The organism is Rhodococcus sp. GA1 (assembly GCF_024321955.1).
In the GTDB taxonomy this organism is placed as follows: Bacteria; Actinomycetota; Actinomycetes; order Mycobacteriales; family Mycobacteriaceae; genus Rhodococcus; species Rhodococcus pyridinivorans.
Map to the genome: position 1 here is coordinate 1,667,959 of NZ_CP097186.1, position 22,558 is coordinate 1,690,516.

Genomic DNA, 22,558 nt, shown 5'->3' on the forward strand with positions numbered 1-22,558 from the left:
TCATGCGTTCCCGGCTTCGTCGGCCCAGGGTACCCGGCAGGCGTCCGTGCTGAATCCCTGATCGTGGATGCCCAGCGCCGAGTTCATGCGCGCACGCATGTTCTCGAGCGCGATCTGATAGGTGAGTTCGACGACGCCCGCCTGCCCGAAACGACGCTCGAGGTCGGCGACCTGTTCGTCGGTGACCTCCTTCGCCACGTCGCCGGTCATCGCATCGGCATAGGCGATCGCGGCTTTCTCGTCGTCGCTGTAGAGATCGGAGGTCTCGTACTCGGCGATGTGGGCGAGTCGTTCGGTGTCGAGTCCGTCCAGTCGCTGCAGCATCGTCCCGAAGTCGATGCACCACGAGCATCCGACGGTCCACGCCACGCGGTAGACGGCGATCTCCCGGACCGCGGCGGGCAGGACGGTGGAGGCGCGTTGGGCGAGCATCTCGTGGACTCCGCTCGTACGCATCAACCGCGGATGGTGCGCGGCCACCGCGAAGGGTTCGGGGACCGAACCGAACCTGCGGCGGGCGAGCGCATACATCGCACGGGTCATCGGACCGGTGCGGTCGGGAGCGACGGCTTCGAGTCGTGCCATGACGGTGTCCTTCCGGTGCGACCGACGGATACTCCGCCGGTTCGAGGTGGCCTACATCATGGAGACGAGGCAGACCTCACGGATGTGACACCGCGGGCGCTACGCTGCAGGAATGGCTGATTCGACGACTTCGGGACGAGTTCGTACGGTCTCCCGGTTACGACCGTTCGCCTCGACGATCTTCGCCGAGATGACCGAACTCGCCGTCCGGCACGGCGCGATCAACCTCGGGCAGGGATTTCCCGACGTCGACGGCCCGCCCGCAATGCTCGAGATCGCCCGCCGCGCCATCACCGAGGGAGTCAACCAGTACCCGCCCGGGTCCGGCATGCCGGTCCTGCGCGAGGCGATCGCCGCCGACCGCGCCGCACGGTACGGCCTGCACCACGACCCCGAATCCGAGGTGCTCGTCACCGTCGGTGCCACCGAGGCGATCAGCGCCGCCATCCTCGGGCTCGTCGAACCCGGAGAGGAGGTGCTCCTCACGGAGCCGTACTACGACTCGTACGCGGCCTCGGTGGCGCTCGCCGGCGCGACGCGACGGACCGTGCCGCTGACCCGTTCCGGGAACGGTTTCGTGCTCGACGTCGACGCCCTGCGCGCCGCCGTCACCGACCGGACACGGATGCTGGTCGTCAACAGCCCGCACAATCCCACCGGCACCGTCCACGACCGTGAAGCGCTGACCGCCCTGGCCGAGCTCGCCTGCGAACGCGAACTGCTGGTGCTGTCCGACGAGGTGTACGAGCATCTGGTCTTCGACGGCCGCACGCACATCCCGCTCGCATCGTTGCCCGGCATGGCCGAACGGACGATCACGGTCTCGAGTGCCGCCAAGACCTTCAACGTCACCGGATGGAAGATCGGGTGGGCGATGGGCCCGCGCGAGCTGATCGACGGGGTGCGCGCCGCGAAACAGTTCATGACGTTCGTCGGTGGGGCGCCCTTCCAACCGGCGGTCGCACATGCGTTGACGCACGAACAGGAATGGATCGCGTCGATGCGCGCCGACCTCGAGCGCAAGCGAACGTTCCTGTCCCACGCACTCTCCGAGGCCGGCCTGAAAGTGTTCGACTCCGCCGGAACGTATTTCGTGTGCGCCGATCTGACACCCCTCGGCCGGACCGACGCGGTGGCCTTCTGCCGGGAACTTCCGGGCCGCATCGGGGTGGCCGCGGTACCGGTGAGCGTCTTCGTGGACGACACCGCGTCATGGAACCATCTGGTGCGCTTCGCGTTCTGCAAACGGGACGAGGTGCTCACCGAAGCGGTGGCACGTCTGAACGGATTGCAGGAGGCGCGCTAGATGTTGCGACCGACCATCCCGTCGGACTTCGTGTCGCGAGCGGTACAGGTGGGAGCCGAGGAGGGCATCGATCTGCAACCGGCCCTCGAGGCAGCACGCATCAGCCGCGCGGTGCTCACCCATCCCCATGCCCGGCTCACGCCCGCCCAGGTCAGTCGTTTCACGCAGGTGGTCTGGCAGATCACCGACGACGAACTCTTCGGCATCGCAGCGGCTCCCGTGCCCCGCGGCACCTTCCGGGTTATGTGCCTGACCCTCATCCACCGACCCGATCTCGACCACGCTCTGCAACGGATGATCGAGGTGAACCATGTCATCCGGTCCCTGCCGCAGTTGAGCCTGACCCCGGGTGCGTCCACCACCTTCCTGGACGTGGAACTGCCGGAGGTCGTGGACGACAAGACCCGCGTGGTGGTGGATTTCCTTCTCATGCTGCTGCACCGCTTCGCCGCGTGGCTGGTGGGTGGGCGTGTCCCCCTCGGGTCGGTGTTCCTGCCGTACACCGAACCCGATCCCGTCCTGGCCCGCAGTTACGACGCGATCTTCGGCGTGCCGGTGACCTTCGGTGCGGGACGGGCCGCGCTCGAGATCGACAATGCTGCACTGAAGTCGCCACTCGTGCAGACCGAGGAATCACTCGAGGAGTACCTGCGGGATTCTCCGAATCTCATTCTCTCCGAACGTGAATACGAGTCGACGGTGTCGTCCCAGGTGCGGCGGATCTTCGAATCGGGCATCGACGGCCGGACGGCGACCGCCGAGGACATCGCCGGCAGGCTCGCGGTGAGCCCTCCCCATCTGCGACGCCTGCTCCGCCAGGAGGGCACGTCGCTGGGGCAGTTGCGCGAGGAGGTCCTCCGCGACCTCGCGATCGCGGGCCTGAGACGCGGTGAAGCGGTCGACGATCTGTCGTCCCGGCTCGGTTTCTCCGAGCCGAGCGCCTTCCGCCGTGCGTTCAAGAGGTGGACCGGAAACACCCCTCGCGCATACCGAGAGCACCGCTGACGCGCATCGGCTGCCGACCGTCGCGACGCCGCCGGATACCCGGCCGGTTCCGGAACGAAACTCGATTCGACCAGGAGTTATGGGCGAGGAGTCGGTACGCGGACATGTCGGGGCCCGGCTTGCATTCCTGCATTTTCAGTGGGAACGTCGGAAGTGAACCGTCATCGACTTTCGAGAGGGTGATCTACGAGCTATGCGCACGACCGTTCGCGACGACTATCCGACCCGCGGTCGCACCGCCTGCGAGTCCGTCGAGAGGAAGGATCCCGTCGTCTGGGGTTCGGCTGCCGGCGGGCCGCTCGACGCCGAGGCCGTGATCGAGTACGACCGCCGCGGGTTCCACACCGCCGAAGGACTTCTCGCCGCCCACGACGTCGGGAACCTTCTGGAGGAGACCTCACGACTCGGCCGGGAACTCGGCGACGACGACCGTGTGGTCCGCGAAAAGGGCAGCGGCGACGTCCGCTCGGTCTTCGACGTGCACCGGCTCAGCGATCTTGTGGACTCGATCGTCCGCAGGCCCGAAATCGCCGGAATCGCACGGCAACTGCTGGGATCCGAGGTGTACGTCCACCAGTCGCGGCTCAACGTCAAGCCCGGCTTCCGCGGTGGACCGTTCTACTGGCATTCGGACTTCGAGACGTGGCACGCAGAGGACGGCATGCCCAAGCCGCGTGCTCTGAGCATCTCGATCGCCCTCACCGAGAATTACGGCTACAACGGCGGTCTGATGATCATGCCGGGTTCGCACAAGACGTATGTTTCGTGTGCCGGTGAGACGCCCGACGACTACTACCGGGAGTCGCTGGTCACCCACGTTCCGCCGACAGGTTCGCCCGACGAGGACACCCTCACCCGTTTGGCCGCCGAGCACGGTATCGCGACCTTCACCGGCCCGGCGGGGTCGGCGACGGTCTTCGATTCGAACTGCATGCACGGTTCCAACGGGAACATCACGCCGTTCCCGCGCTCGAATCTGTTCGTCGTGTTCAACAGCGTCGAGAACACGCTCGTCGAGCCGTTCGCCGCCTCGAGGCCGCGTCCTCCCTATCTCGGTAGCCGCGATTTCACGCCGCTGAGGTGACCTGAGGCGAGAAGATCCCACGATGGTGGCCGGGACGGTCCTGCGGCGTCCCGGCCACCCGTCGTCAGGGGGACGGCGTGCGGCCCTTCGTGTCGATCGGCATCGCACGTCCGCCGGAGCCGAAGATCGCTCGCCGGAGGGTGAATCTGCCCAGGTCGGGGTCGTAGGGCCGGTATGCCGCATACACGAGAACGTGGAGACGTGACTGTAGACGGATGAGCCTGAGGATCTCCGGCGTCAGGCGGCCGTGCAGTTCGAAGGTGTCGATTCCCGACTGGATATAGGCCGCGTACTCACGGGGCGGGGTGTAGGCCCGACGCGGCGACAGGTCGGCGTACAGATCGGTCAGCTGGGCGATCTCGATGTCCACCTCACGCAGACACAGTGCCAGATCCAGATCCTCGTGGATTCTCGGGTCCGTACTGACGACGTCCCGGACACGCTCCCACGCCGAGCGTCGCAGTGCCATGTTCGCGCCGTGCAGATTGTCGATCCGCCGTTCCCCGCCGAATGTTCCTTGCGCGACCCGTTTGTCGATGTACCACTGTTTGAGCCTGCGGTAGGGGGAATCGTAGGAGTTGCTGAGTCCGCTGATCGCTCCCACCTCGGCGGTGTCGTCGCGGGCGAAAAAACTGCGGACGGTGTGCGCCCAATCGGGACGAACCCGCGTGTCCGCATCGATCCGTCCGATGAGATCTCCTGTGGCCGCGTCGTATCCGGCATTGCGCGCGAATGCGACACCCGGTCTTGACTCGACGATCCGTCGCACGAGGGGCTCGCCGGCGGCGATGGCTTCGATGATCTGCGCAGTGCGATCGGTCGAATTGTTGTCAACGACCAGGATTTCGTGGATCTCCGACTTCTGGGCGAGCAGCGCCGCAAGGCATTTCGCGATGTAACGCTCCTCGTTGTGGGCCGGCACGACGATCGACAACCTGTTCGTAGTCATGGAAACGACGCTACCGAACCGACGAGGGCCGGCGGTTCGTCATCGCTGACGACTCCGCCGACCCTTCGCGCCGCAGACGGTTCAGCCGCGACGGGTGCGCACGGCCTGCGCGAGGCGGTCGAGCTGCGCGGCGGTGGTGTCCCAGTCGATGCACGCGTCGGTGATCGACTTGCCGTAGTCGAGCTTGTCGGCCTCGCCGAGGGTCAGGTCCTGACGTCCCGCCTCGATGAAGCTCTCGAGCATCAGTCCGACTATGCCCTTCTCGCCGGCCTCGATGCGCTCGGCGACATCGGTGACGACGTCGACCTGCTTGTTGTGGTCCTTGCGGCTGTTGCCGTGGCTTGCGTCGATGACGACACGCTCGGGCAGACCGGCCTTGCGCAGGCGGGCCATCGTGTCGGCCACGGTCTCGGCGTCGTAGTTCGGCCCCGCGCTGCCACCGCGCAGGATGACGTGGCAGTCCGGGTTGCCTACGGTCTCGATCAGCGCGGCCTGACCGTCGAGGTCGGTGCCGGGGAAGACGTGGCTGGCCGCTGCGGCACGGGTGCCGTCGACCGCGACCTGCACGTCACCTTCGGTGGAGTTCTTGATGCCGACGGGCATGGACAGCGCGCTGCACAGCTGGCGGTGAACCTGACTCGCGGCGGTGCGGGCGCCGATGGCTCCGTAGGTGACCAGGTCGGCGTAGTACTGCGGAAGGATCGGGTCGAGGAACTCGCAGCCGACGGGCAGGCCGAGACCGGAGACGTCGAGCAGCAGCTTACGGCCGATGCGCAGACCGGTGTTGATATCGAAGGTGCCGTCGAGGTGCGGGTCGTTGAGCAGGCCCTTCCACCCGAGCGTGGTGCGCGGCTTCTCGAAGTACACACGCATCACGACGTGCAGGTCGTCGCGCAGCTCCTCGGCCTTGGCGGCCAGACGGCGCGCGTAGTCCATCGCGGCGGCGGGGTCGTGCACGGAGCAGGGGCCGACCACGACGACGAGACGGTCGTCGGTGCCGTTCAGGATGTCGACGGTGCCGGCGCGGCCCGAACGGACGGTCGCTGCGACGACGGCGTCGGGTGCGTACTCGGCACGGATCTCGGAGGGTGCGACGAGAGGGCTGACCTTGACGGTGCGCTGTTCGTCGAGATTCGACGTGGAGATTCCGGTGGTCGCGGTTCCGGTGCTGGGGCTCATCGATGATTCCTGTTCTCGGTGGTTCGGATTCCGACCCGAGAGAACCTGAGATTCCGACGAGCCGGTCTGGATCCGGCTCGTAGGTGAAGAAGTCAGCGCGCGGTCACGCCGACCGACCCACCCCGGGCCGGCCTGCTAAACCAGAAATATGCACGCTGCATAGCCCCGGACTGTACCAGGAAGGCCGATGCGCCTGTCAAATCGCCCCCGCACGGGAACGAAGAGGTGCCCCGTCAGCGTGGGCCCGTGGGCAGGACGACACGCCCGAAGGTCGTGCTCAGCACCCCTGCAGCGGAGGTGTACCAGGCGCCGGCGGCAGCGGCGAGCCCGAAATAACCCCCGACCCTCGTCGGACCGGTCTGCTCCAGTAGCGCTCCGAGGGCGAGGAAGACGAAGACGAAGACGGCGAGGAGTACCGAGAAGGTGACGAAGGGGGCCGCGCCGATCCCGGGTACCGGCTGAACGCCGTCGCTCCGAAGACGTTGCGCTTCAGGAACTCCCACATTCCGACGGCGATCGACCTCCCGAACTTCTAATGTGGCGAGCATGAGCACGCACGTCGTCCGCAGCCGCCATGTCGCTCGGGTCGTCCGATGCCCACCGCGCCGGGTCTACGAATTCGCCGCGGATCCCGACAACCTGCCGAAGTGGGCGGCCGGTCTGGCACAAAGCGAGGTGCGGCGGATCGGCGACGCCCTCGTCGCGGACTCCCCGATGGGCGAGGTCACCGTGCGGTTCGTCGGCGCCAACGATTACGGGGTGCTCGACCACGAGGTGACACTGCCGTCGGGTACGACGGTGCACAACCCGATGCGGGTACTCCCCCATCCGGACGGTGCCGAAGTCGTCCTCACCGTCCGGCAGATCGAACTGACCGACGACGAGTTCGACCGCGACACGCGCATGGTGGAAGAGGACCTCGCGCGACTCGCGGCGCTCCTCGAGTCGTGACCCTTCGGAACAGGAGAACGTGAATGGCCCGCAAGATCGCCACCAACACCGCAGTCGGCCTGCAGGAACTGCTGGACTTCGTCCGGCCCCGGCACCGAATGATCCTCATGACGCAACGCGACGACGGCACACCGCAGGCCTCCCCCGTCACCGGCGGCGTCGACGACCGCGGACGCATCGTGATCGCGACCTATCCCCGGCGCGCCAAGACCCGCAACGCCCGCAGCCGGCCCGAGGTCGGTGTCGTCGTGCTGTCCGACGACTGGAACGACGCGTGGGTGCAGGTCGACGGAACCGCGGAGGTGATCGATGCCCACGACGACGTCGAACCGCTCGTCGAGTACTTCCGCAACATCGCCGGGGAACATTCGGACTGGGACGAGTACCGGCAGGCCATGCGCGATCAGCGCAAGTCGCTGATCCGGATCACCCCGACCCGCTGGAGCCCGGTGGCCACGGGAGGCTTCCCGCCCGAACTGGCATAGATACCTCACCGCCCGCGTCGACCACGTGCCCCGCGATCCGTCGCAGGGGCACGTTGCGTTCCTCGGACAACTTCCGGAGCAGGACGAACGCATCGTCGGCACCCACCGCGAAGCGTTCCATGAGATCACCCTTCGGACCGCGCGCCGCTCGACCGCTCCCTGTTGCCGACCTCCCCCGATGCCACGCCACATACTTGCATCGACCTCCCGGCGTGCCGAAGAACCCTAGTGCGAAGAGCAGGTCGCACCGGTCACGAGCGGCCGGCGGTCTACCGCCACGGCACGCGTTCCGGGTCGCGCAGCATCCGCCGTGCCGTGGACATCCGGTGCACCTCGTCGGGGCCGTCGTAGATACGGGCGTAGCGCGCCCGCCGGTACATCCCCTCGAGCGGCGTGTCGGCGGTGAGACCGAGCGCCCCGTACACCTGGATCGCACGGTCGACGACATCGTGCAGCATCTGCGCGCCGCGGAACTTGATGAGCCCGATCCGGACCCGGGCGTCCTCCCCCGCATCCATCACCCGCGCGGCGTCCAGCGTCATCAGACGGGCGGCCTGGATGTCGGCGGCGGATTCGGCGATGTAGCGCTGGAGCTCACCCTTCTCGGCGAGCAGCGATCCGTGGGCGAAGCGGGAGTTGGCGCGCGCACACATGAGTTCGAAGGCCCGTTGGGCCTGGCCGAGCCACCGCATGCAGTGGAAGATCCGTCCCGGCCCGAGCCGGTCCTGCGCGACGACGAAGCCGTTGCCGCGTTCACCGAGCACGTTCTCCTCGGGAACGCGCGCACCGTCGTACCGCACCTCATAGTGATCGCTCGGGTCGTGCCCCATCGTGGGGATCGCCCGCACGATCTCGAGTCCGGGGGTGTCGATGGGCACGATGATCGCGCTGATGCTGCGGTGCAGCGGAGTCGACTCGGGTTCGGTCCGGGCGAAGACCGTGCAGTAGCCGGCCTGCGCGGCGCCGGTGGTGAACCACTTGTGCCCGTCGATCACCCATTCGCCGTTCTCGAGCCGGGCGGTGGTCTGCACGAGCACGGGGTCGGATCCCGCCACCTCCGGCTCGGTCATGCCGACAGAGGGCAGGATGTCGCCGGAGACGAGCCCTGGGATCCAGCGCTCGCGTTGTTCGGCGGTGCCGTGCCGCTGGATCATCAGGGCGTCCTGCATGGACACCGATCCCACCGCGAGCTGACCGTACTCGGAGCGGCCGATGATCTCGTTGAGGTAGACGAAGTCGAGGAAGGGAACCCCGCCCCCTCCCATCTCCTCGGGATGCCCCAGAGCCCACAGCCCGAGTTCCTTCGCCCTGGCCTTCAGCCCGACGAGCGCCTCGGCGGCCTTGTCGTCGTGACGGCTCAGGACGGGTTCGAGAGGAATCACCTCGTCGTCGATGAACGAACGCATGCGGGAGCACAGCTCGGCCACCCGCCCTTCGGGCCGGTTCGCAGTCATGCCCGCCAATCTATCGGCGCACACGTGCACTCACATAGCGTTCCGTCCTGTCCGGGTGTGGAAATCCGTCCGCCGGGGCATTCTGGGGCGAGTCCATCCTGCGACGCGACGAGCACGGAGGTGCCATGCCGGATCCGTCCGACCGAGTACCCGAATACGAACACACCGAAGACGGTCATCTCGTCGAGAGCCGGGCGGAGGACTTCGCCCATGCGCGCAGCCTGCCCGTCGACCCGGACTGGTTCAAGACCGCGGTGTTCTACGAGGTTCTCGCCCGCGCTTTCAACGACTCGAACAACGACGGCACCGGCGACCTGCGGGGGCTGACCGAGAAACTCGACTACATCGCGTGGCTCGGCGCCGACTGCATCTGGCTGCCGCCCTTCTACGATTCACCGCTCCGCGACGGCGGCTACGACATCCGCGACTTCCGGGCGGTGTTACCGGAATTCGGCACGGTCGAGGACTTCGTCACCTTCCTCGACGAGGCGCACAAACGCGGTATCCGCGTCATCACCGACCTCGTCATGAACCACACGTCCGACACGCACGCGTGGTTCCAGGAATCCCGGAGCGACCCCGACGGGCCGTACGGCGACTTCTACGTGTGGTCGGATGTCGACGACCGATACCAGGAAGCCCGCATCATCTTCGTCGACACCGAGACGTCCAACTGGACGTGGGATCCGGTGCGCAAGCAGTACTACTGGCACCGGTTCTTCTCGCACCAGCCCGACCTGAACTACGACAACCCCGAAGTACAGGACGCGATGCTCGACGTCCTGCGGTTCTGGCTCGATCTCGGCATCGACGGGTTCCGCCTCGACGCGGTCCCCTATCTGTTCGAGCGTGAGGGGACCAACTGCGAGAACCTCCCCGAGACGCACGCCTTCCTCAAGAAGTGCCGTGCGGTGATGGATGCCGAATATCCCGGCCGGGTGATGCTGGCGGAGGCGAACCAGTGGCCCACCGACGTCGTCGAGTACTTCGGCGAGCCCGAGATCGGCGACGAGTGCCACATGGCTTTCCACTTCCCGCTGATGCCGCGCATCTTCATGGCGGTGCGGCGACAGAACCGTTTCCCGATCTCGGAGATCCTCGCCCAGACCCCGCCGATCCCGAAGACCGCCCAGTGGGGCATCTTCCTCCGCAACCACGACGAGCTGACCCTCGAGATGGTGACGGACGAGGAACGCGACTACATGTACGCCGAGTACGTCACCGACCCGCGGATGCGCGCGAACATCGGCATCCGCCGTCGTCTGGCGCCGTTGCTGGAGAACGACCGCAACCAGCTCGAGCTCTTCACCGCTCTGTTGCTGAGCCTGCCGGGTTCCCCCGTCCTGTACTACGGCGACGAGATCGGCATGGGCGACAACATCTGGCTCGGCGACCGCGACGCGGTGCGGACCCCGATGCAGTGGACCCCCGACCGCAACGCGGGCTTCTCCCGCGCCGATCCGGGCCGGTTGTACCTGCCGGTGATCATGGATCCCACCTACGGGTACCAGGCGGTGAACGTCGAATCGCAGATGAACTCGACGAACTCGCTGTTGCACTGGACGCGGCGGATGATCCAGGTCCGCAAGCAGCATCCGGCCTTCGGTGAGGCCTCGTTCACCGAACTCGGCAGCGCGAATCCCGCGATCCTGTCCTATCTGCGCGAGATGTCGCCCGGCCCGGAACGCAACTACAGCGACGTCATCCTGTGCGTGAACAACCTGTCGCGCTATCCGCAGGCGGTCGTCCTCGATCTGTCGCGCTTCGCCGGGTGGATCCCGGTGGAGCTGACCGGGTCCGTCCCGTTCCCGACGATCACGGAGGAGGGTTACATGATCACCCTGCCCGGTCACGGATTCTTCTGGTTCGCGCTGCAACCCGATCCGTCCAAGGAGGGACCGGGCGAGCACCCGGTGAGCAGCGAAGCGGAAGCGGCGGTGCAGCCGTGACGACCAACAACGAGCTCTACCCGGACGAACGGCTCGTCGAGGATCTGCGCGAATGGATGCCGCACCAGCGATGGTTCGCGGCCAAGGGCCACACCATCACCGGGATCGGTGTCGTCCTGCGTCATCCGCTCGTGGAGGAGTCCGGTTTCGGGGCCGACCATCTGATCGTGAAGGTCTCGTTCGACTCGACCGCGGACCAGATCTATCAAGTGCCCCTCGGTTTCCGTTCCCATCTCCCCGAGGAACTGCAGTCGTGGAGCGTGGTCGGCCCCGACGACTCCCACGACCACGGCCTGCACGTCTACGACGGCCTCCGCGATCAGGAGATCCTCGACCGGTATTCGCGCAATCTGGCGAGCGGCACCCCCGCCGGCCCGGTGGATCTCCACACCGTGCCGGGTGCGGTCATCGAACCGGGCCTGCGTGGGCGTGCGCTGAGCGCGGAGCAGTCCAACACCTCCGTGGTCCTCGGAGAGAAGTTGCTGCTCAAGATGTTTCGTCGGCTCACGCTCGGCATCAATCCGGACGTCGAACTGCCGCTCGCGCTCGGCGAGGACGGATGTCGGTCGATCGCCCCGATCCGGGCATGGATCGAAGCGGAGGTCGACGGGGTCCGCACCACGCTGGCGATGGTGCAGGACTTCGCGGCGAACTCGGCCGACGGCTGGTCGATGGCACTCGGCAGTGTCCGGGACCTGCTCCTGGAAGGAGACCTGCGCGCCGACGAGGTGGGCACCGACTTCGCCGGGGAATCCCATCGCATCGGTGCGGCCGTCGCGGATGTGCACGCCCATCTCGGCTCCGCGCTCGGCACCGACGAGCGCGCCGCCGCCGAACTGGCCGAGGGCATGATCCGCCGGCTCGAGGGTGCGGCGGCCGAGGTCCCCGAGCTCGCCGAACTCACCGACGCGGTCCGGGCCCGGTTCGATGAGGTTGCGGCGCTGGGTCAGGTTCCGGTGCACCGCATCCACGGCGACCTGCATCTCGGGCAGGTGCTGCGTACCCCCGAGCGCTGGTTGCTCATCGACTTCGAGGGCGAACCCGCGAAGTCGCTCGAGGAGCGCCGCAAGCCCGACAGTCCGTTCCGGGACGTGGCGGGAATGCTGCGGTCGTTCGACTACGCCGCGCATCATTCGATCCGTGAATCCGAACAAGGCACGGCGGTGGAGTCGCAGCGGGAGTTCCGGGCCCGGGAGTGGGCCGAACGCAACTGTGCCGCCTTCTGCGACGGCTACGCAGCTGCCTCGGGCACGGATCCACGGGGCTCCGACGTCCTGCTGCGTGGTTACGAGCTCGACAAGGCGGTCTACGAGGTGGTCTACGAGGCTCGGCACCGTCCCTCGTGGCTTCATCTGCCGCTCGAGGCGATCCGTCGTCTCACCGCCCGCTGACCACCCCCCGAACGCGGGAAGGGGAGAGATGCCGTGGCATCTCTCCCCTTCCTCGTCGTGCGGGTCAGCTCACCTGGAGCAGCAGTTCGTCTTCCACGACGTCCGCCGTGACCCGGTTGCCCTCGGCGAGCGCGTCGTCGAGCAGCATGTCGGCGATGCGGTCGTCGACCACCCGGGAGATCGAGCGGCGCAACGGACGGGCACCGAACTCGGGCTGGTGACCGTTGCGGGCGATCCACGCCACCGCGTCGGCGGTGAACTCGAGGTCGATCCCCCTGCTCTGCAGCCGCTTCCGGCTGTCGTCGAGCAGCAGCTCGGTGATCCGGTGCAGCTGGTCGTCGTCGAGCTTGCGGAACATCACGATCTCGTCGATGCGGTTGAGGAACTCCGGCCGCATCGATTCGCGCAGCCGTCCCATGACCCGGTCACGCAGCGGCTTCTCGGCCGCCTCGGCGTCACCGGTGGTGAAGCCGAGCGCGCCTCCGCGGCTCGAGATGATGTCCGAACCGAGGTTGCTGGTCATGATGACGACGGTATTGGTGAAGTCCACCGTGCGTCCCTCACCGTCGGTGAGGCGACCGTCGTCGAGGACCTGCAGCAGTGTGTTGAACACGTCCGGGTGCGCCTTCTCGATCTCGTCGAGCAGCACCACCGAGTAGGGGTGGCGACGCACCTGTTCGGTGAGCTGTCCGGCCTCGCCGTAACCGACGTAACCGGGAGGGGCGCCGACGAGACGGCTCACGGTGTGGCGTTCGCCGAACTCGCTCATATCGATGCGCAGCATGGTGCGCTCGTCACCGAAGAGCACCTCGGCGAGGGCCTTCGCGAGCTCGGTCTTGCCGACGCCGGTGGGACCGAGGAACAGGAAGCTGCCCACCGGACGACGCGGGTCGCTCATGCCGGAGCGGCTGCGCCGCACGGCACGTGCCACGGCGTGGACGGCTTCGTCCTGTCCGACGACGCGCTTGTGCAGCTCGTCCTCGAGAGTGCGCAGCCTCTCCTTCTCGGCGCGGGTCATCCGCGATGCGGGGACTCCGGTGGCCCGCGAGACGATCTCGGCGATCAGCTCCGGGTCGACGGTCGGAGTTCCCTCTCCGTTGCCCTCGCTGTCGCCACCGTCGATCCGAGCCTGGACGCGAAGGATCTCGTCGCGGATGCGCGAGGCATCCTCGTACTGTTCGGCCTCGACGGCGCGATCCTTCTCCGCTTCGAGTTCGTCCAGCCTCGAACGCAGTTCGGTCACGTCGGTGCGCGGCACCCGCAGGCGCAGTCGTGCACCGGCCTGGTCGACGAGGTCGATCGCCTTGTCCGGCAGGTGCCGGTCGGGCAGGTACCGCATCGACAGGTCGACGGCCGCTTCGAGCGCTTCGTCGGTGTACCGGACCTTGTGGAACTCGGCGTACCGATCGGCGAGACCCTTCAGGATCGCGACGGCGTCGTCGCGTGCTGGCTCGTCGACCGTGACGGGCTGGAAACGGCGTTCGAGCGCCGGATCCTTCTCGATGTGCTTGCGGTACTCGTCGAGGGTGGTCGCACCGACGACATGCAGTTCACCGCGGGCGAGCTTCGGCTTGAGGATGTTCGCCGCGTCCATCGCGCCCTCGTTGCCGGCGCCTGCGCCGACGACGGTGTGGATCTCGTCGATGAAGACGATGATCTTGCCCTGCTGGGCGGTGATCTCGTCGAGCGCTGTGGTGAGACGTTCCTCGAAGTCGCCCCGGTATCGGGTTCCGGCGACCATCGCCGTCAGGTCGAGCTGGACGATCCGCTTGTCCTGCAGGATGTCCGGGACGTCCCCGTCGACGATGCGCTGGGCGAGTCCTTCGACGATGGCGGTCTTGCCGACGCCGGCCTCACCGACGAGCACCGGGTTGTTCTTGGTGCGTCGCGCGAGGATCTCGATCGTCTGCTCGATCTCGTCGGTACGGCCGATGACGGGGTCGATGCCGCCGCCGCGCGCCCGCTCGGTGAGGTCGACGCCGAATTTGTCGAGCGTCGGCGTCGGGGTCTCCTCCGCGGCGGGAGCTGCGGGGGTGGGCTGCAGTGCGGTCTGCAACGCCTGCGGGGTCACGCCCAGGGACGCCAGCAGGCGTCCGGGAGCGCGGGTCTGGTCGGCCGCGAGCGTGAAGAACAGGTGCTCGGGGTCGATGTAGGTGGAGCCGAGCGCACGCGAGAGCTGGTGCGCTTCGAGGAGTGCGGTCTTCACGGCACCGGTCAGTGCGGGTGCGGAGACGGCCTCACCGGGGCGGCTCTGCGGCAGCCGCTGGTCGACGGCGGCAGCGACGTCGGCGGGGTCGGCTCCGGCGCGCGTCATGACCGTGCGGGACGGATCCTGCTCCGCCATCGCGCGGAGGAGGTGCAGCACGTCGAGTTCCGCGTCACCACGGTCGGTGGCGTAGCGCGCTGCGTGGGCGAGGAGGTCCTGGGTACCGCGGCTCATGAAACGAGTGATGTCGATTCGGCCGGGGTCACCAGGCCCGAAGAATGCCGGCATTCCGAAGCCTTTCTGTCGAACTTGAGCCATTCTCACTCAACTAACGTGCCCAGAGCGCTCTCAATTCCCACATGGAAGTGATCCGGAACACGTATCGAGTTGTGGCCATTAATGTTGTGTACAACAAAACGGGGCGCTACATTCATTCCCGTGCCGTCTCCACTCGAACTCGACCAGCAGGTGTGCTTCGCGCTCTACCGCGCCTCCCGCACCATCACGGCCGCATATCGGCCACATCTCGATCGGCTGGGCATCACCTACCCGCAGTACCTGGTGCTCCTGGCGCTGTGGGAACGCGATGCGCGAGGCGTGCAGGATCTGTGCGACTCGCTCGATCTCGACACAGGCACACTCTCCCCCCTGCTCAAACGGCTCGAGGCCGCCGGATACGTCGAACGACGCCGGCAGCAGACCGACGAACGTCGTGTCGTCGTCCACCTCACCGAAGCGGGAGATGCACTCCGGACAGAGGCCACGGACATCCCCGGCTGCGTGACGCGGGACAGCCGGTTCGACGTCGACGAACTGGTCGCGCTGCGCGAGACGCTCCACCGCCTGACCGCCGCGTTGCAGGAAGCACCCGGCGCACTCTCGAAGAAAGGCAGGACATCGTGAACATCATCTACACCGCCGAAGCACTCGCCACCGGAGCAGGCCGCGACGGCCACGCCCGCACCAGCGACGGCAAGCTCGACCTCGACCTGTCCATCCCCACCGAGATGGGCGGCAGCGGGAAGGGCACCAACCCCGAACAACTCTTCGCAGCCGGGTACGCCGCGTGCTTCCACTCGGCACTGCAGATGATCGCCCGACAGGAGAAGGCGGACGTCAGCGACTCCGCGGTCGGCGCCCGCGTCGGCATCGGCCCGACCGACGGCGGCGGATTCGGTCTCGCCGTCACCCTCGAGGTGACTCTTCCGAACCTCCCCCGCGAGCAGGCGCTCGAGCTCACCGAGAAGGCCCATCAGGTGTGCCCGTACTCCAACGCGACCCGCGGCAACATCGACGTCACCCTCGAGGTGACGGAGGACTGAGTCACCCTCGAGGTGACGGAGGACTGAGTCACCCTCGAAGGTGACGGAGGACTGAGTCGCCCTGCGCTGCGCACATGTCCGCGCCGACCCGTAGCGTGGACACGTGCGCACGCAGGACCGGTCGCAGCTCGCGCTGTTCGCGACCGAACTCGATTTCCCCCTCGACGACTTCCAGGTCGAGGCCTGCCGAGCCCTCGAGGACGACCGCGACGTCCTGGTGTGCGCCCCCACCGGGGCGGGCAAGACCGTCGTCGGTGAATTCGCCGCCCGTCTCGCGCTCGCAGCGGGCGGACGCTGCTTCTACACCACCCCCATCAAGGCGCTGAGCAACCAGAAGTACTTCGACCTGTCGCGTCGCTTCGGCGACGACCGCGTCGGTCTGCTCACCGGCGACATCTCGCTGGACCCGCACGCGCCCGTGGTCGTCATGACCACCGAAGTGCTGCGCAGCATGCTGCACGGCGGCTCCCCGCTCCTGCACGGACTCACCCACGTCGTCATGGACGAGGTGCACTATCTCGCCGACCGCGAGCGCGGTGCGGTGTGGGAGGAAGCGATCCTCTCCCTTCCCGGTGACGTGCGGCTGACCAGCCTGTCGGCCACGGTGAGCAACGCCGAGGAGTTCGGCGGCTGGCTGCGCGGCGTCCGTGGCGACCTCGCGGTCGTCGTCGAGGAGACCCGGCCCGTCCCGCTCACCCAGCACATGCTCGCCGGCGGGCGGCTGTTCGACCTGTTGTCCCCGTCCGGCACCGTCGACGAGACCCTCGAGCGGTACATCGCCCACCGCCAGCTCGTCGAGGCCGCGCCCGGCCCCGCGACCGGCCGTGGACGACGACGGCGACGTGCGCGCGGAGCACCCGGACCGGCCGGTGCCGACCTGCCCGAGGTCGTCGCCCGGCTCGAGGCCGAACAACTGTTGCCGGCCATCTGGTTCCGGTTCAGCCGCAACGGGTGCGACGGCGCCGTCGCCGAATGCCTCGAATCGTCGGTTCGGCTCACCGAGGCGGCCGACGTCGCCGAGATCCGCGCGGTCGCCGACCGGCACACCGCAGCGCTGCCGCCCGCAGATCTCGACGCCGTCGGTCACGCCGAGTGGCTCGAAGGACTCGAACGCGGTTTCGCCGCGCACCACGCCGGTCTGATCCCGGCCTTCCGTCACACCGTCGAGGAGTTGTTCGCCCGCGGTCTCGTGCGGGTCGTGTTCGCCACTGAGACCCTCGCCGTGGGGGTGAACATGCCGGCGCGCACCGTCGTCCTCGAACGCCTCGTCAAACCCACCGCCGACGGACCGGTGCGCCTCTCCCCCGGCGAGTACACCCAGCTCACCGGTCGCGCCGGTCGGCGCGGCATCGATGTCGAAGGCCACGCCGTCGTGCTGTGGAGTCCCGAGGCCGCCCCCGCGACCGTCGCCGGCCTCGCCGGCGCACGCTCGTACCCGCTCCACAGTTCGCTGCGCGTCGGCTACAACACCGCGGTCAACCTGGTCGCCGGTCGCGGCATCCCCGGCTCCCGCGAGTTCCTGCGACGCTCGTTCGCCCAGTTCCAGGCCGAACGATCCGTCGCGGCGCTCACCGACGCCGTCCGCGCGAACACGACGGCGCTGCGTGATCTCGACACCGAACTCGGGGACGCCGAGGGCTTCACCGAGTACCGGCACTTGTGCGACCGGCTCGCCGAGGCACGACGCTCCGGTTCGGCCGAGCTGGTGACGTCGCTGGCACGGGCGGTGCGGTCGCATCCTGCACATCGACGCGGCGATAGGGAGCGCCTCCTCGCCCTCTCTGCGCGACGCGCCGCGGTGCACGGCGACACCGAACGGATGCGGTCGCAGATCGACACGGTCACCGGACGCCTCGTCGAGACCTTCGATCGCACACTGGATCTGCTCGAGGAGCGGGGTTATCTGCTCCGCGACCCGATGGGCGGGTCGGCCTACGTCACCGACGACGGTCGTCGTCTGGGCCGGATCTACTGCGCGAACGACCTTCTCGTCGCCGAATGCGTGCGGACGGGCGCGTGGTCGGGGCTGACACCGGCCGAGCTCGCCGCCGTCGCCTCGAGCGCTCTGGGCGAGACCCGGCGCCGCACCGTCGGAGTCCCGGGACGCACCACCCCGGCGATCGACGAGGCGCTGCGCGCCACCTCACGGCTGTGGAGCGAACTCGCCGGACGCGAAGAGCGTCTCGGCCTGGAAGTGGGGCCGGATCCGGATCCCATCGCCGTCGCCGCGATCCACCGCTGGGCACGCGGGGACGGACTCGCCGCCGCCCTGCGCACCGCATCGGATGCGGGGCTCTCGGCAGGCGATCTGGTCCGGCGTTATCTGCGCACCCTCGACCTCGTGGATCAGACCGGACTGTGCCGACGCGACGATCTGCCGCCGGTCTCGTTCACCCTGACCTGAGAACTGCAGGATCTACGATATCGAAAGATCTAGGGCATCGAGTACTCGACGGAGCACACCCGCTCCGACAGTTCCCACAACCTCCGCGCCAGGATCTCGTCGCATGACCGCGAGGTGGACTGCACCCGCTTCGGCCGGCCGCGCATCTCGAAGAAGGAATCCGGCCCGTAGTAGCCACCCGGCTCCGCATTCGGTGAGGTCGCCGCGTAGAGCGTCGGGAGCGCACCCTGCTGCGGGGACTGCCCGATGATCGGGGTGACGAGTTCGACGATCTTCCCGTGCCAGGACTCGCTGCGGTACTGCAGATTCGTCGACGAATAACCCGGATGCGCGGCAAGCGAACTCACGCTCGATCCGGCTGCGGTCAGGCGTCGCTGCAGTTCGTACGCGAACAACAGGTTCGCGAGCTTCGACTGCCCGTAGGCGAGCCACCGCTCGTAGCGGCGACGTTCCCAATCGATGTCGTCGAGATCGATGCTGCCGATGCGGTGCATCGTGCTGCTGACCGTCACCACCCGGTCGGTGATGCGGTCGAGCAGCAACCCGGTGAGCGCGAAGTGGCCGAAGTGATTGGTACCGATCTGCATCTCGAAACCGTCGGCCGTCCGCCGCAGCGGTACCGCCATGACGCCGGCGTTGTTGACCAGGACGTCGATACGCTCGTGCTCGGCACGCACCTCGTCGGCGAACGCACGGATCGACGAGAGATCCGCCAGGTCCAGACGGCGCACGGTGGCGCGGTCGCCGAGATCGGCCGCGACCGACTCACCCTTGGCGACATCGCGGCACGCGAGCACCACCTCGGCACCGGCGTGCGCCAGCGCCCGGGCGGTCTCTGCACCGAGTCCGCTGTTGGCCCCCGTCACGATCATCGTGCGTCCCGACAGATCCGGAATATCGTTCGTGGTCCACCCCATGCCCGCCACCCTACGGACGCGCGCCGCGTGGCGACACTCCCGTTTCCGGCGTCGACGGTCCCGATGGATCGCATCCTCGCCGTGGGGCGCACCTGCTCGTAGACTTCCCCGGAACTCACGACCGCAGGCGCGCGGGGGCGCATGCACGACAGGGAGGTTCCATCGATGGGGCACCACCCCGGACGTCCGGACCGCGAACTCGCCGCAGCGTTGCGGAACGGGGAGCCGGACGCCACGGCAGCGGTCTTCGACCGTTTCGCCCCCGGCCTGTACGCGTACGCGTGCGGCTTCGTCGCCGTGTCATCGGCCTCGGACGTGGTGTACGACGCGGTCTGGACGGCGACCGCGCGGATCCGGTCGCTGCGCGACGAGAGTCTCCTGCGGGCCTGGCTCTACGCCGTGGTCCGTGCCGAATGCATCCGCGTGCTCGAGCGCACCGGCTCCGCCCTCGAATATCTCCCCGCGGCCGACCCCGCCTATCAGGCCGCTTCCGACGTGCTCGACGTCCGTGAGGCGGTCCACCTGCTCGACGGCACCGCGCGCGAGGTCGTCGACCTGACGGTCCGGCATCACTTCTCGTCCCACGAGATCGAGGCGTTGCTCGGTTCCGCCGGCGAGGGACATGTCCTCGCCCATGCGCAGGACTTCGTCGACCGTGCGGTGCCCCGCGTGCCGAATGCGCTCGGAACGTTCTCGCTTCTCCCCTTCACCCCTCTGCCCGCGCACCTGCGTGGACGGCTGCTCACGGTGCAGCCCTCGGAGGCGGAACTGCTCGATCTCGGGCGCCGGCTCGAACCGCTGGACCGGGAGGGCTTCCCCCGTCGCGATCGTCGGGCGAAGCGCACCGTTCCCGTCATCGCGGCGTCGGTGGCGGTGTTCGCGGTGCTGGGCGTCGGTGCGTTGTTCGTGTTCCCGCAGGCCGAGCCCGTCGAGCGGCAGGTCCTGCGTCCTGCGGCCGAGCCGACGCTCGACATCGGGTCGCCGGTGGCGACGAGCACGACCGCAGCGACAACCGAGACCACGCCCACCGAGCCCGCGGAGACGACGACGGGGGAACCCGAGTTCGAAGCACCGGTGGTGACCCCCACCTCGGCAGCGACCGCCGAGCCCGCTGCGGAATCCACCGCCGCCCCCACCACCACGGCGACGTCGACCGTCGGTGGCTTCACCAGGCGCGGCGGGCCGGGTCGCGGGACCGAGCCGGACGAGGACCGCCCCCGCCGGGACACCGAGGAGAGCGACACGCCGAACACCGGGACGCCTCGCCCCACCACGGGGACGCCCACCACGCCGCGGCCGATGCCGACGCTGCCGACCTTCCCTCCGCGCGGCGGCGCATGAGGGCGCATCCCCGTCACACGGCGGAGACGAGGACGTAACACGACGGGACTACCTTCGCGGAGTCGAGCACTCGCATTCCGGGGACGAAGGAGGACCCGGTCGTGGCACCACGCCGTAGATCCGCGTTGCTGGACGAGCTCCGCGTCGACGTACCGGGCCGCCCGCAGGACGTGATCCTCGAGGAGCTGCGCCGCGCCTTACTCTCCGGAGCCGCACCCCCCGGGCACACCGATCCCCGTCGGGGAGGTCACGGAGCTGTTCGGGGTGAGTCGCATCCCGGTCCGGGAAGCACTCGAGACCCTCATCGGCGAAGGTCTCGTGACCCACCGGCAGAACCACGGATACATCGTCGCCCAGCTGACGATCGCGGAGCTGCGCGAGATGTACCTCGTCCGTGAGACTCTCGAATCGGCGTCGCTCGCCGCGGCCGTGCGCAACGCCACCGAGGAGGACGACCGGCGCGTCGAAGAGTCGCACCGTCTTCTCGAATGCGCTGTGCAGGAAGGCGACTCGCGTGGCTATCACCGCGAGAGCCGGGTAACTCTCCGGCAATATCGCTCCATTACGGTCTGCACATCGGAATTCACCACCGCCGTTGATGTTCCGTCGATCGATTCGACTCCGCCCACCGGGCTCGCACCGGGACACGGGCGGCTCCCCCTCGCACAGGAGCAGGCATGACCGAAGTGCTGACACCGAGCGCCGGCAACGTCCCCGCCGCAGCCCCGCCGCCCGCGACCGGATACGACCCGCGGTTGACCAACGACGACCTCGCCCCGCTGAAGAACCAGCGGTGGGGTTCGTACAACATCTTCGCGTTCTGGATGTCCGACGTCCACAGCGTGGGCGGGTACGTCACCGCCGGAAGCCTGTTCGCTCTCGGTCTGGCCAGCTGGCAGGTCCTCGTGGCCCTGCTCGTGGGCATCACGATCGTCTACTTCTTCTGCAATCTCGTCGCCAAGGTGTCGGCCCCCGAGACCGCCGGAACGCACTAGCCCAGCCAGGTCACGGGTGCGCCCTCTCCGGTGATCTGCCGCAGCGTCTTCGGCGTCCTCGGTGCGAACATCCCCGCGATCATCCGCGGTCTGATCGCGGTGGCGTGGTACGGGATCCAGACCTTCCTCGCCTCGGCGGCACTCGACGTGGTGCTGATCAAGCTGTTCCCCTCGCTCGCACCCTATGCGGTGGTCGAGGACTACGGGTTCGCCGGCCTGTCCGCACTCGGATGGGCCAGCTTCCTGACGCTCTGGGTGCTGCAGGCCTGCGTGTTCTGGCGCGGCATGGAGTCGATCCGGCGGTTCATCGACTTCTGCGGGCCGGCCGTCTACGTCGTGATGTTCCTGCTGTGCGGTTATCTGATCTCCCAGTCCGGTTGGAGCGCAATCGATCTGACCCTCGATGAGGTCACGCACGCCGGATGGGCGTCGGTGCCGGTCATGCTCGGCGCGATCGCCCTGGTGGTCTCGTACTTCTCCGGCCCGATGCTCAACTTCGGCGACTTCTCCCGGTACGGGATGTCCTACGCCGCCGTCAAGAAGGGCAACTTCCTCGGTCTGCCGGTGAACTTCCTGGTCTTCTCGCTGCTCGTGGTGATCACCGCGTCGCTCACGCTGCCCGTCTACGGCGAACTGATCACCCCGTGGAATCTGTACGACAACCCCGAGGTCATCCACTACACCCTGAAACCCTGGGCGCGTTCATCGGTCCGCTGTTCGGCATCCTCATCGCCGACTACTACCTCGTGCGCAAGCAGAAGGTGATCGTCGACGACCTGTTCACGATGTCGGAGAAGGGCGCGTACTTCTACCGCAAGGGCTACAACCCGGCCGCGGTGATCGCGACCGTCGTCGGCGCCGTGGTAGCGATGATCCCTGTGCTGTTCAACGATGCGCCCGGCATGGGAACCGCCGCCCAGTACAGCTGGTTCATCGGCTGCGGTCTCGGTTTCGTCGTCTACCACCTGCTCGCGACCCGTACCCGCCTCGCAGTCCGTCTCCCCGACCGGGTCGCACAGGAAGCAGCCTGATCCT

General features: G+C 67.8%; 19 protein-coding genes and 2 pseudogenes. 13 read left to right on the top strand and 8 right to left on the bottom strand.

Annotated elements, in window-relative coordinates:
- Window positions 1-585, bottom strand: a complete 585-nt coding sequence (locus M3330_RS07775) for a carboxymuconolactone decarboxylase family protein (protein ID WP_255028222.1) — start codon at window positions 583-585, stop codon at window positions 1-3.
- Between the two features lie 112 nt (window positions 586-697).
- Here M3330_RS07775 and M3330_RS07780 point away from each other — a divergent pair, with 112 nt between their 5' ends.
- The 3 genes from M3330_RS07780 to thpD all read left to right on the top strand — a co-directional run bounded on the left by M3330_RS07780 (window position 698) and on the right by thpD (window position 3,980).
- A complete protein-coding gene (locus M3330_RS07780) occupies window positions 698-1,891 on the top strand; it encodes a pyridoxal phosphate-dependent aminotransferase (protein ID WP_255028224.1) in 1,194 nt (397 codons plus the stop codon).
- Window positions 1,892-2,896: an AraC family transcriptional regulator gene (locus M3330_RS07785; RefSeq protein WP_006551717.1), complete on the top strand. Its 1,005-nt coding sequence runs from the start codon at window positions 1,892-1,894 to the stop codon at window positions 2,894-2,896.
- A 193-nt stretch (window positions 2,897-3,089) separates the two neighbouring features.
- On the top strand, window positions 3,090-3,980 hold the full coding sequence (gene thpD / locus M3330_RS07790) for an ectoine hydroxylase (protein ID WP_006551718.1): 891 nt from the start codon (window positions 3,090-3,092) through the stop codon (window positions 3,978-3,980).
- A 64-nt stretch (window positions 3,981-4,044) separates the two neighbouring features.
- Here thpD and M3330_RS07795 read toward each other — a convergent pair whose 3' ends face one another.
- The 3 genes from M3330_RS07795 to M3330_RS07805 form a co-directional block, all read right to left on the bottom strand.
- Entirely contained in the window at window positions 4,045-4,929 is an 885-nt protein-coding gene (locus M3330_RS07795; protein WP_255028228.1) for a glycosyltransferase family 2 protein, read from the bottom strand.
- A gap of 81 nt (window positions 4,930-5,010) precedes the next feature.
- Window positions 5,011-6,108, bottom strand: coding sequence for a 3-deoxy-7-phosphoheptulonate synthase (locus M3330_RS07800; RefSeq protein ID WP_006551720.1), 1,098 nt, complete (start codon window positions 6,106-6,108; stop codon window positions 5,011-5,013).
- A 233-nt stretch (window positions 6,109-6,341) separates the two neighbouring features.
- Window positions 6,342-6,611 (bottom strand): GPR1/FUN34/YaaH family transporter, encoded by a 270-nt coding sequence (locus tag M3330_RS07805; protein WP_255028231.1) that lies wholly within the window; start codon window positions 6,609-6,611, stop codon window positions 6,342-6,344.
- A gap of 43 nt (window positions 6,612-6,654) precedes the next feature.
- On the opposite strand from M3330_RS07805, the gene M3330_RS07810 reads away from it, so the two are divergent.
- Together M3330_RS07810 and M3330_RS07815 are read left to right on the top strand one after the other, a co-directional pair.
- Window positions 6,655-7,059: an SRPBCC family protein gene (locus M3330_RS07810; RefSeq protein WP_024103059.1), complete on the top strand. Its 405-nt coding sequence runs from the start codon at window positions 6,655-6,657 to the stop codon at window positions 7,057-7,059.
- A 23-nt stretch (window positions 7,060-7,082) separates the two neighbouring features.
- Window positions 7,083-7,544, top strand: coding sequence for a PPOX class F420-dependent oxidoreductase (locus M3330_RS07815; RefSeq protein WP_006551722.1), 462 nt, complete (start codon window positions 7,083-7,085; stop codon window positions 7,542-7,544).
- Here the strand turns inward: M3330_RS07815 and M3330_RS07820 are convergent.
- Both M3330_RS07820 and M3330_RS07825 read right to left on the bottom strand, forming a co-directional pair.
- Window positions 7,486-7,665 carry an ANTAR domain-containing protein gene (locus tag M3330_RS07820; RefSeq protein WP_232512404.1) on the bottom strand — a complete coding sequence of 60 codons (180 nt, stop codon included), beginning with the start codon at window positions 7,663-7,665 and terminating at the stop codon, window positions 7,486-7,488. The genes M3330_RS07815 and M3330_RS07820 overlap by 59 nt on opposite strands.
- Window positions 7,666-7,813: 148 nt before the next feature.
- Window positions 7,814-8,998, bottom strand: a complete 1,185-nt coding sequence (locus M3330_RS07825) for an acyl-CoA dehydrogenase family protein (protein ID WP_219129951.1) — start codon at window positions 8,996-8,998, stop codon at window positions 7,814-7,816.
- A gap of 125 nt (window positions 8,999-9,123) precedes the next feature.
- On the opposite strand from M3330_RS07825, the gene treS reads away from it, so the two are divergent.
- Together treS and M3330_RS07835 are read left to right on the top strand one after the other, a co-directional pair.
- A complete protein-coding gene (gene treS / locus M3330_RS07830) occupies window positions 9,124-10,947 on the top strand; it encodes a maltose alpha-D-glucosyltransferase (protein ID WP_033096804.1) in 1,824 nt (607 codons plus the stop codon).
- Between the two features lie 56 nt (window positions 10,948-11,003).
- Window positions 11,004-12,338, top strand: a complete 1,335-nt coding sequence (locus M3330_RS07835) for a phosphotransferase (protein ID WP_228045099.1) — start codon at window positions 11,004-11,006, stop codon at window positions 12,336-12,338.
- Between the two features lie 64 nt (window positions 12,339-12,402).
- Here M3330_RS07835 and M3330_RS07840 read toward each other — a convergent pair whose 3' ends face one another.
- Complete coding sequence (locus M3330_RS07840; protein WP_039587633.1) at window positions 12,403-14,832, bottom strand: ATP-dependent Clp protease ATP-binding subunit; 2,430 nt, start codon at window positions 14,830-14,832, stop codon at window positions 12,403-12,405.
- Between the two features lie 150 nt (window positions 14,833-14,982).
- Between M3330_RS07840 and M3330_RS07845 the strand changes: the two genes are divergently transcribed.
- The 3 genes from M3330_RS07845 to M3330_RS07855 all read left to right on the top strand — a co-directional run bounded on the left by M3330_RS07845 (window position 14,983) and on the right by M3330_RS07855 (window position 18,270).
- Window positions 14,983-15,447, top strand: coding sequence for a MarR family winged helix-turn-helix transcriptional regulator (locus M3330_RS07845; protein WP_006551726.1), 465 nt, complete (start codon window positions 14,983-14,985; stop codon window positions 15,445-15,447).
- Window positions 15,444-15,866 carry an organic hydroperoxide resistance protein gene (locus M3330_RS07850; protein ID WP_006551727.1) on the top strand — a complete coding sequence of 141 codons (423 nt, stop codon included), beginning with the start codon at window positions 15,444-15,446 and terminating at the stop codon, window positions 15,864-15,866. Before M3330_RS07845 ends, M3330_RS07850 begins: the two co-directional genes overlap by 4 nt.
- Window positions 15,867-15,969: 103 nt before the next feature.
- Window positions 15,970-18,270 carry an RNA helicase gene (locus tag M3330_RS07855; RefSeq protein WP_033096807.1) on the top strand — a complete coding sequence of 767 codons (2,301 nt, stop codon included), beginning with the start codon at window positions 15,970-15,972 and terminating at the stop codon, window positions 18,268-18,270.
- Between the two features lie 29 nt (window positions 18,271-18,299).
- On the opposite strand, the gene M3330_RS07860 is transcribed toward M3330_RS07855, so the two are convergent.
- On the bottom strand, window positions 18,300-19,187 hold the full coding sequence (locus M3330_RS07860) for an oxidoreductase (RefSeq protein WP_255028242.1): 888 nt from the start codon (window positions 19,185-19,187) through the stop codon (window positions 18,300-18,302).
- A 165-nt stretch (window positions 19,188-19,352) separates the two neighbouring features.
- Here M3330_RS07860 and M3330_RS07865 point away from each other — a divergent pair, with 165 nt between their 5' ends.
- The 3 genes and pseudogenes from M3330_RS07865 (at window position 19,353) to M3330_RS07875 (ending at window position 22,554) form a co-directional block, all read left to right on the top strand.
- Complete coding sequence (locus M3330_RS07865; protein ID WP_255028244.1) at window positions 19,353-20,528, top strand: RNA polymerase sigma factor; 1,176 nt, start codon at window positions 19,353-19,355, stop codon at window positions 20,526-20,528.
- A gap of 101 nt (window positions 20,529-20,629) precedes the next feature.
- Window positions 20,630-21,065 (top strand): annotated as a pseudogene (locus M3330_RS07870) (GntR family transcriptional regulator); the annotation flags it as partial.
- 140 nt (window positions 21,066-21,205) lie between these two features.
- Window positions 21,206-22,554, top strand: a pseudogene (locus tag M3330_RS07875) (NCS1 family nucleobase:cation symporter-1).
- Window positions 22,555-22,558: the final 4 nt, after the last annotated feature.

Bases quoted from the DNA above. Each gene is read 5' to 3' on its own strand.
- treS (WP_033096804.1), top strand. From the start codon at position 9,124: ATGCCGGATCCGTCCGACCGAGTACCCGAATACGAACACACCGAAGAC.
- M3330_RS07835 (WP_228045099.1), top strand. From the start codon at position 11,004: ATGCCGCACCAGCGATGGTTCGCGGCCAAGGGCCACACCATCACCGGG.
- M3330_RS07810 (WP_024103059.1), top strand. From the start codon at position 6,655: ATGAGCACGCACGTCGTCCGCAGCCGCCATGTCGCTCGGGTCGTCCGA.
- M3330_RS07865 (WP_255028244.1), top strand. From the start codon at position 19,353: ATGGGGCACCACCCCGGACGTCCGGACCGCGAACTCGCCGCAGCGTTG.
- M3330_RS07785 (WP_006551717.1), top strand. From the start codon at position 1,892: ATGTTGCGACCGACCATCCCGTCGGACTTCGTGTCGCGAGCGGTACAG.
- M3330_RS07820 (WP_232512404.1), bottom strand. From the start codon at position 7,665: ATGGAACGCTTCGCGGTGGGTGCCGACGATGCGTTCGTCCTGCTCCGG.
- M3330_RS07815 (WP_006551722.1), top strand. From the start codon at position 7,083: ATGGCCCGCAAGATCGCCACCAACACCGCAGTCGGCCTGCAGGAACTG.
- M3330_RS07800 (WP_006551720.1), bottom strand. From the start codon at position 6,108: ATGAGCCCCAGCACCGGAACCGCGACCACCGGAATCTCCACGTCGAAT.
- M3330_RS07840 (WP_039587633.1), bottom strand. From the start codon at position 14,832: ATGCCGGCATTCTTCGGGCCTGGTGACCCCGGCCGAATCGACATCACT.
- M3330_RS07860 (WP_255028242.1), bottom strand. From the start codon at position 19,187: ATGGGGTGGACCACGAACGATATTCCGGATCTGTCGGGACGCACGATG.
- M3330_RS07780 (WP_255028224.1), top strand. From the start codon at position 698: ATGGCTGATTCGACGACTTCGGGACGAGTTCGTACGGTCTCCCGGTTA.
- M3330_RS07825 (WP_219129951.1), bottom strand. From the start codon at position 8,998: ATGACTGCGAACCGGCCCGAAGGGCGGGTGGCCGAGCTGTGCTCCCGC.
- thpD (WP_006551718.1), top strand. From the start codon at position 3,090: ATGCGCACGACCGTTCGCGACGACTATCCGACCCGCGGTCGCACCGCC.
- M3330_RS07795 (WP_255028228.1), bottom strand. From the start codon at position 4,929: ATGACTACGAACAGGTTGTCGATCGTCGTGCCGGCCCACAACGAGGAG.
- M3330_RS07775 (WP_255028222.1), bottom strand. From the start codon at position 585: ATGGCACGACTCGAAGCCGTCGCTCCCGACCGCACCGGTCCGATGACC.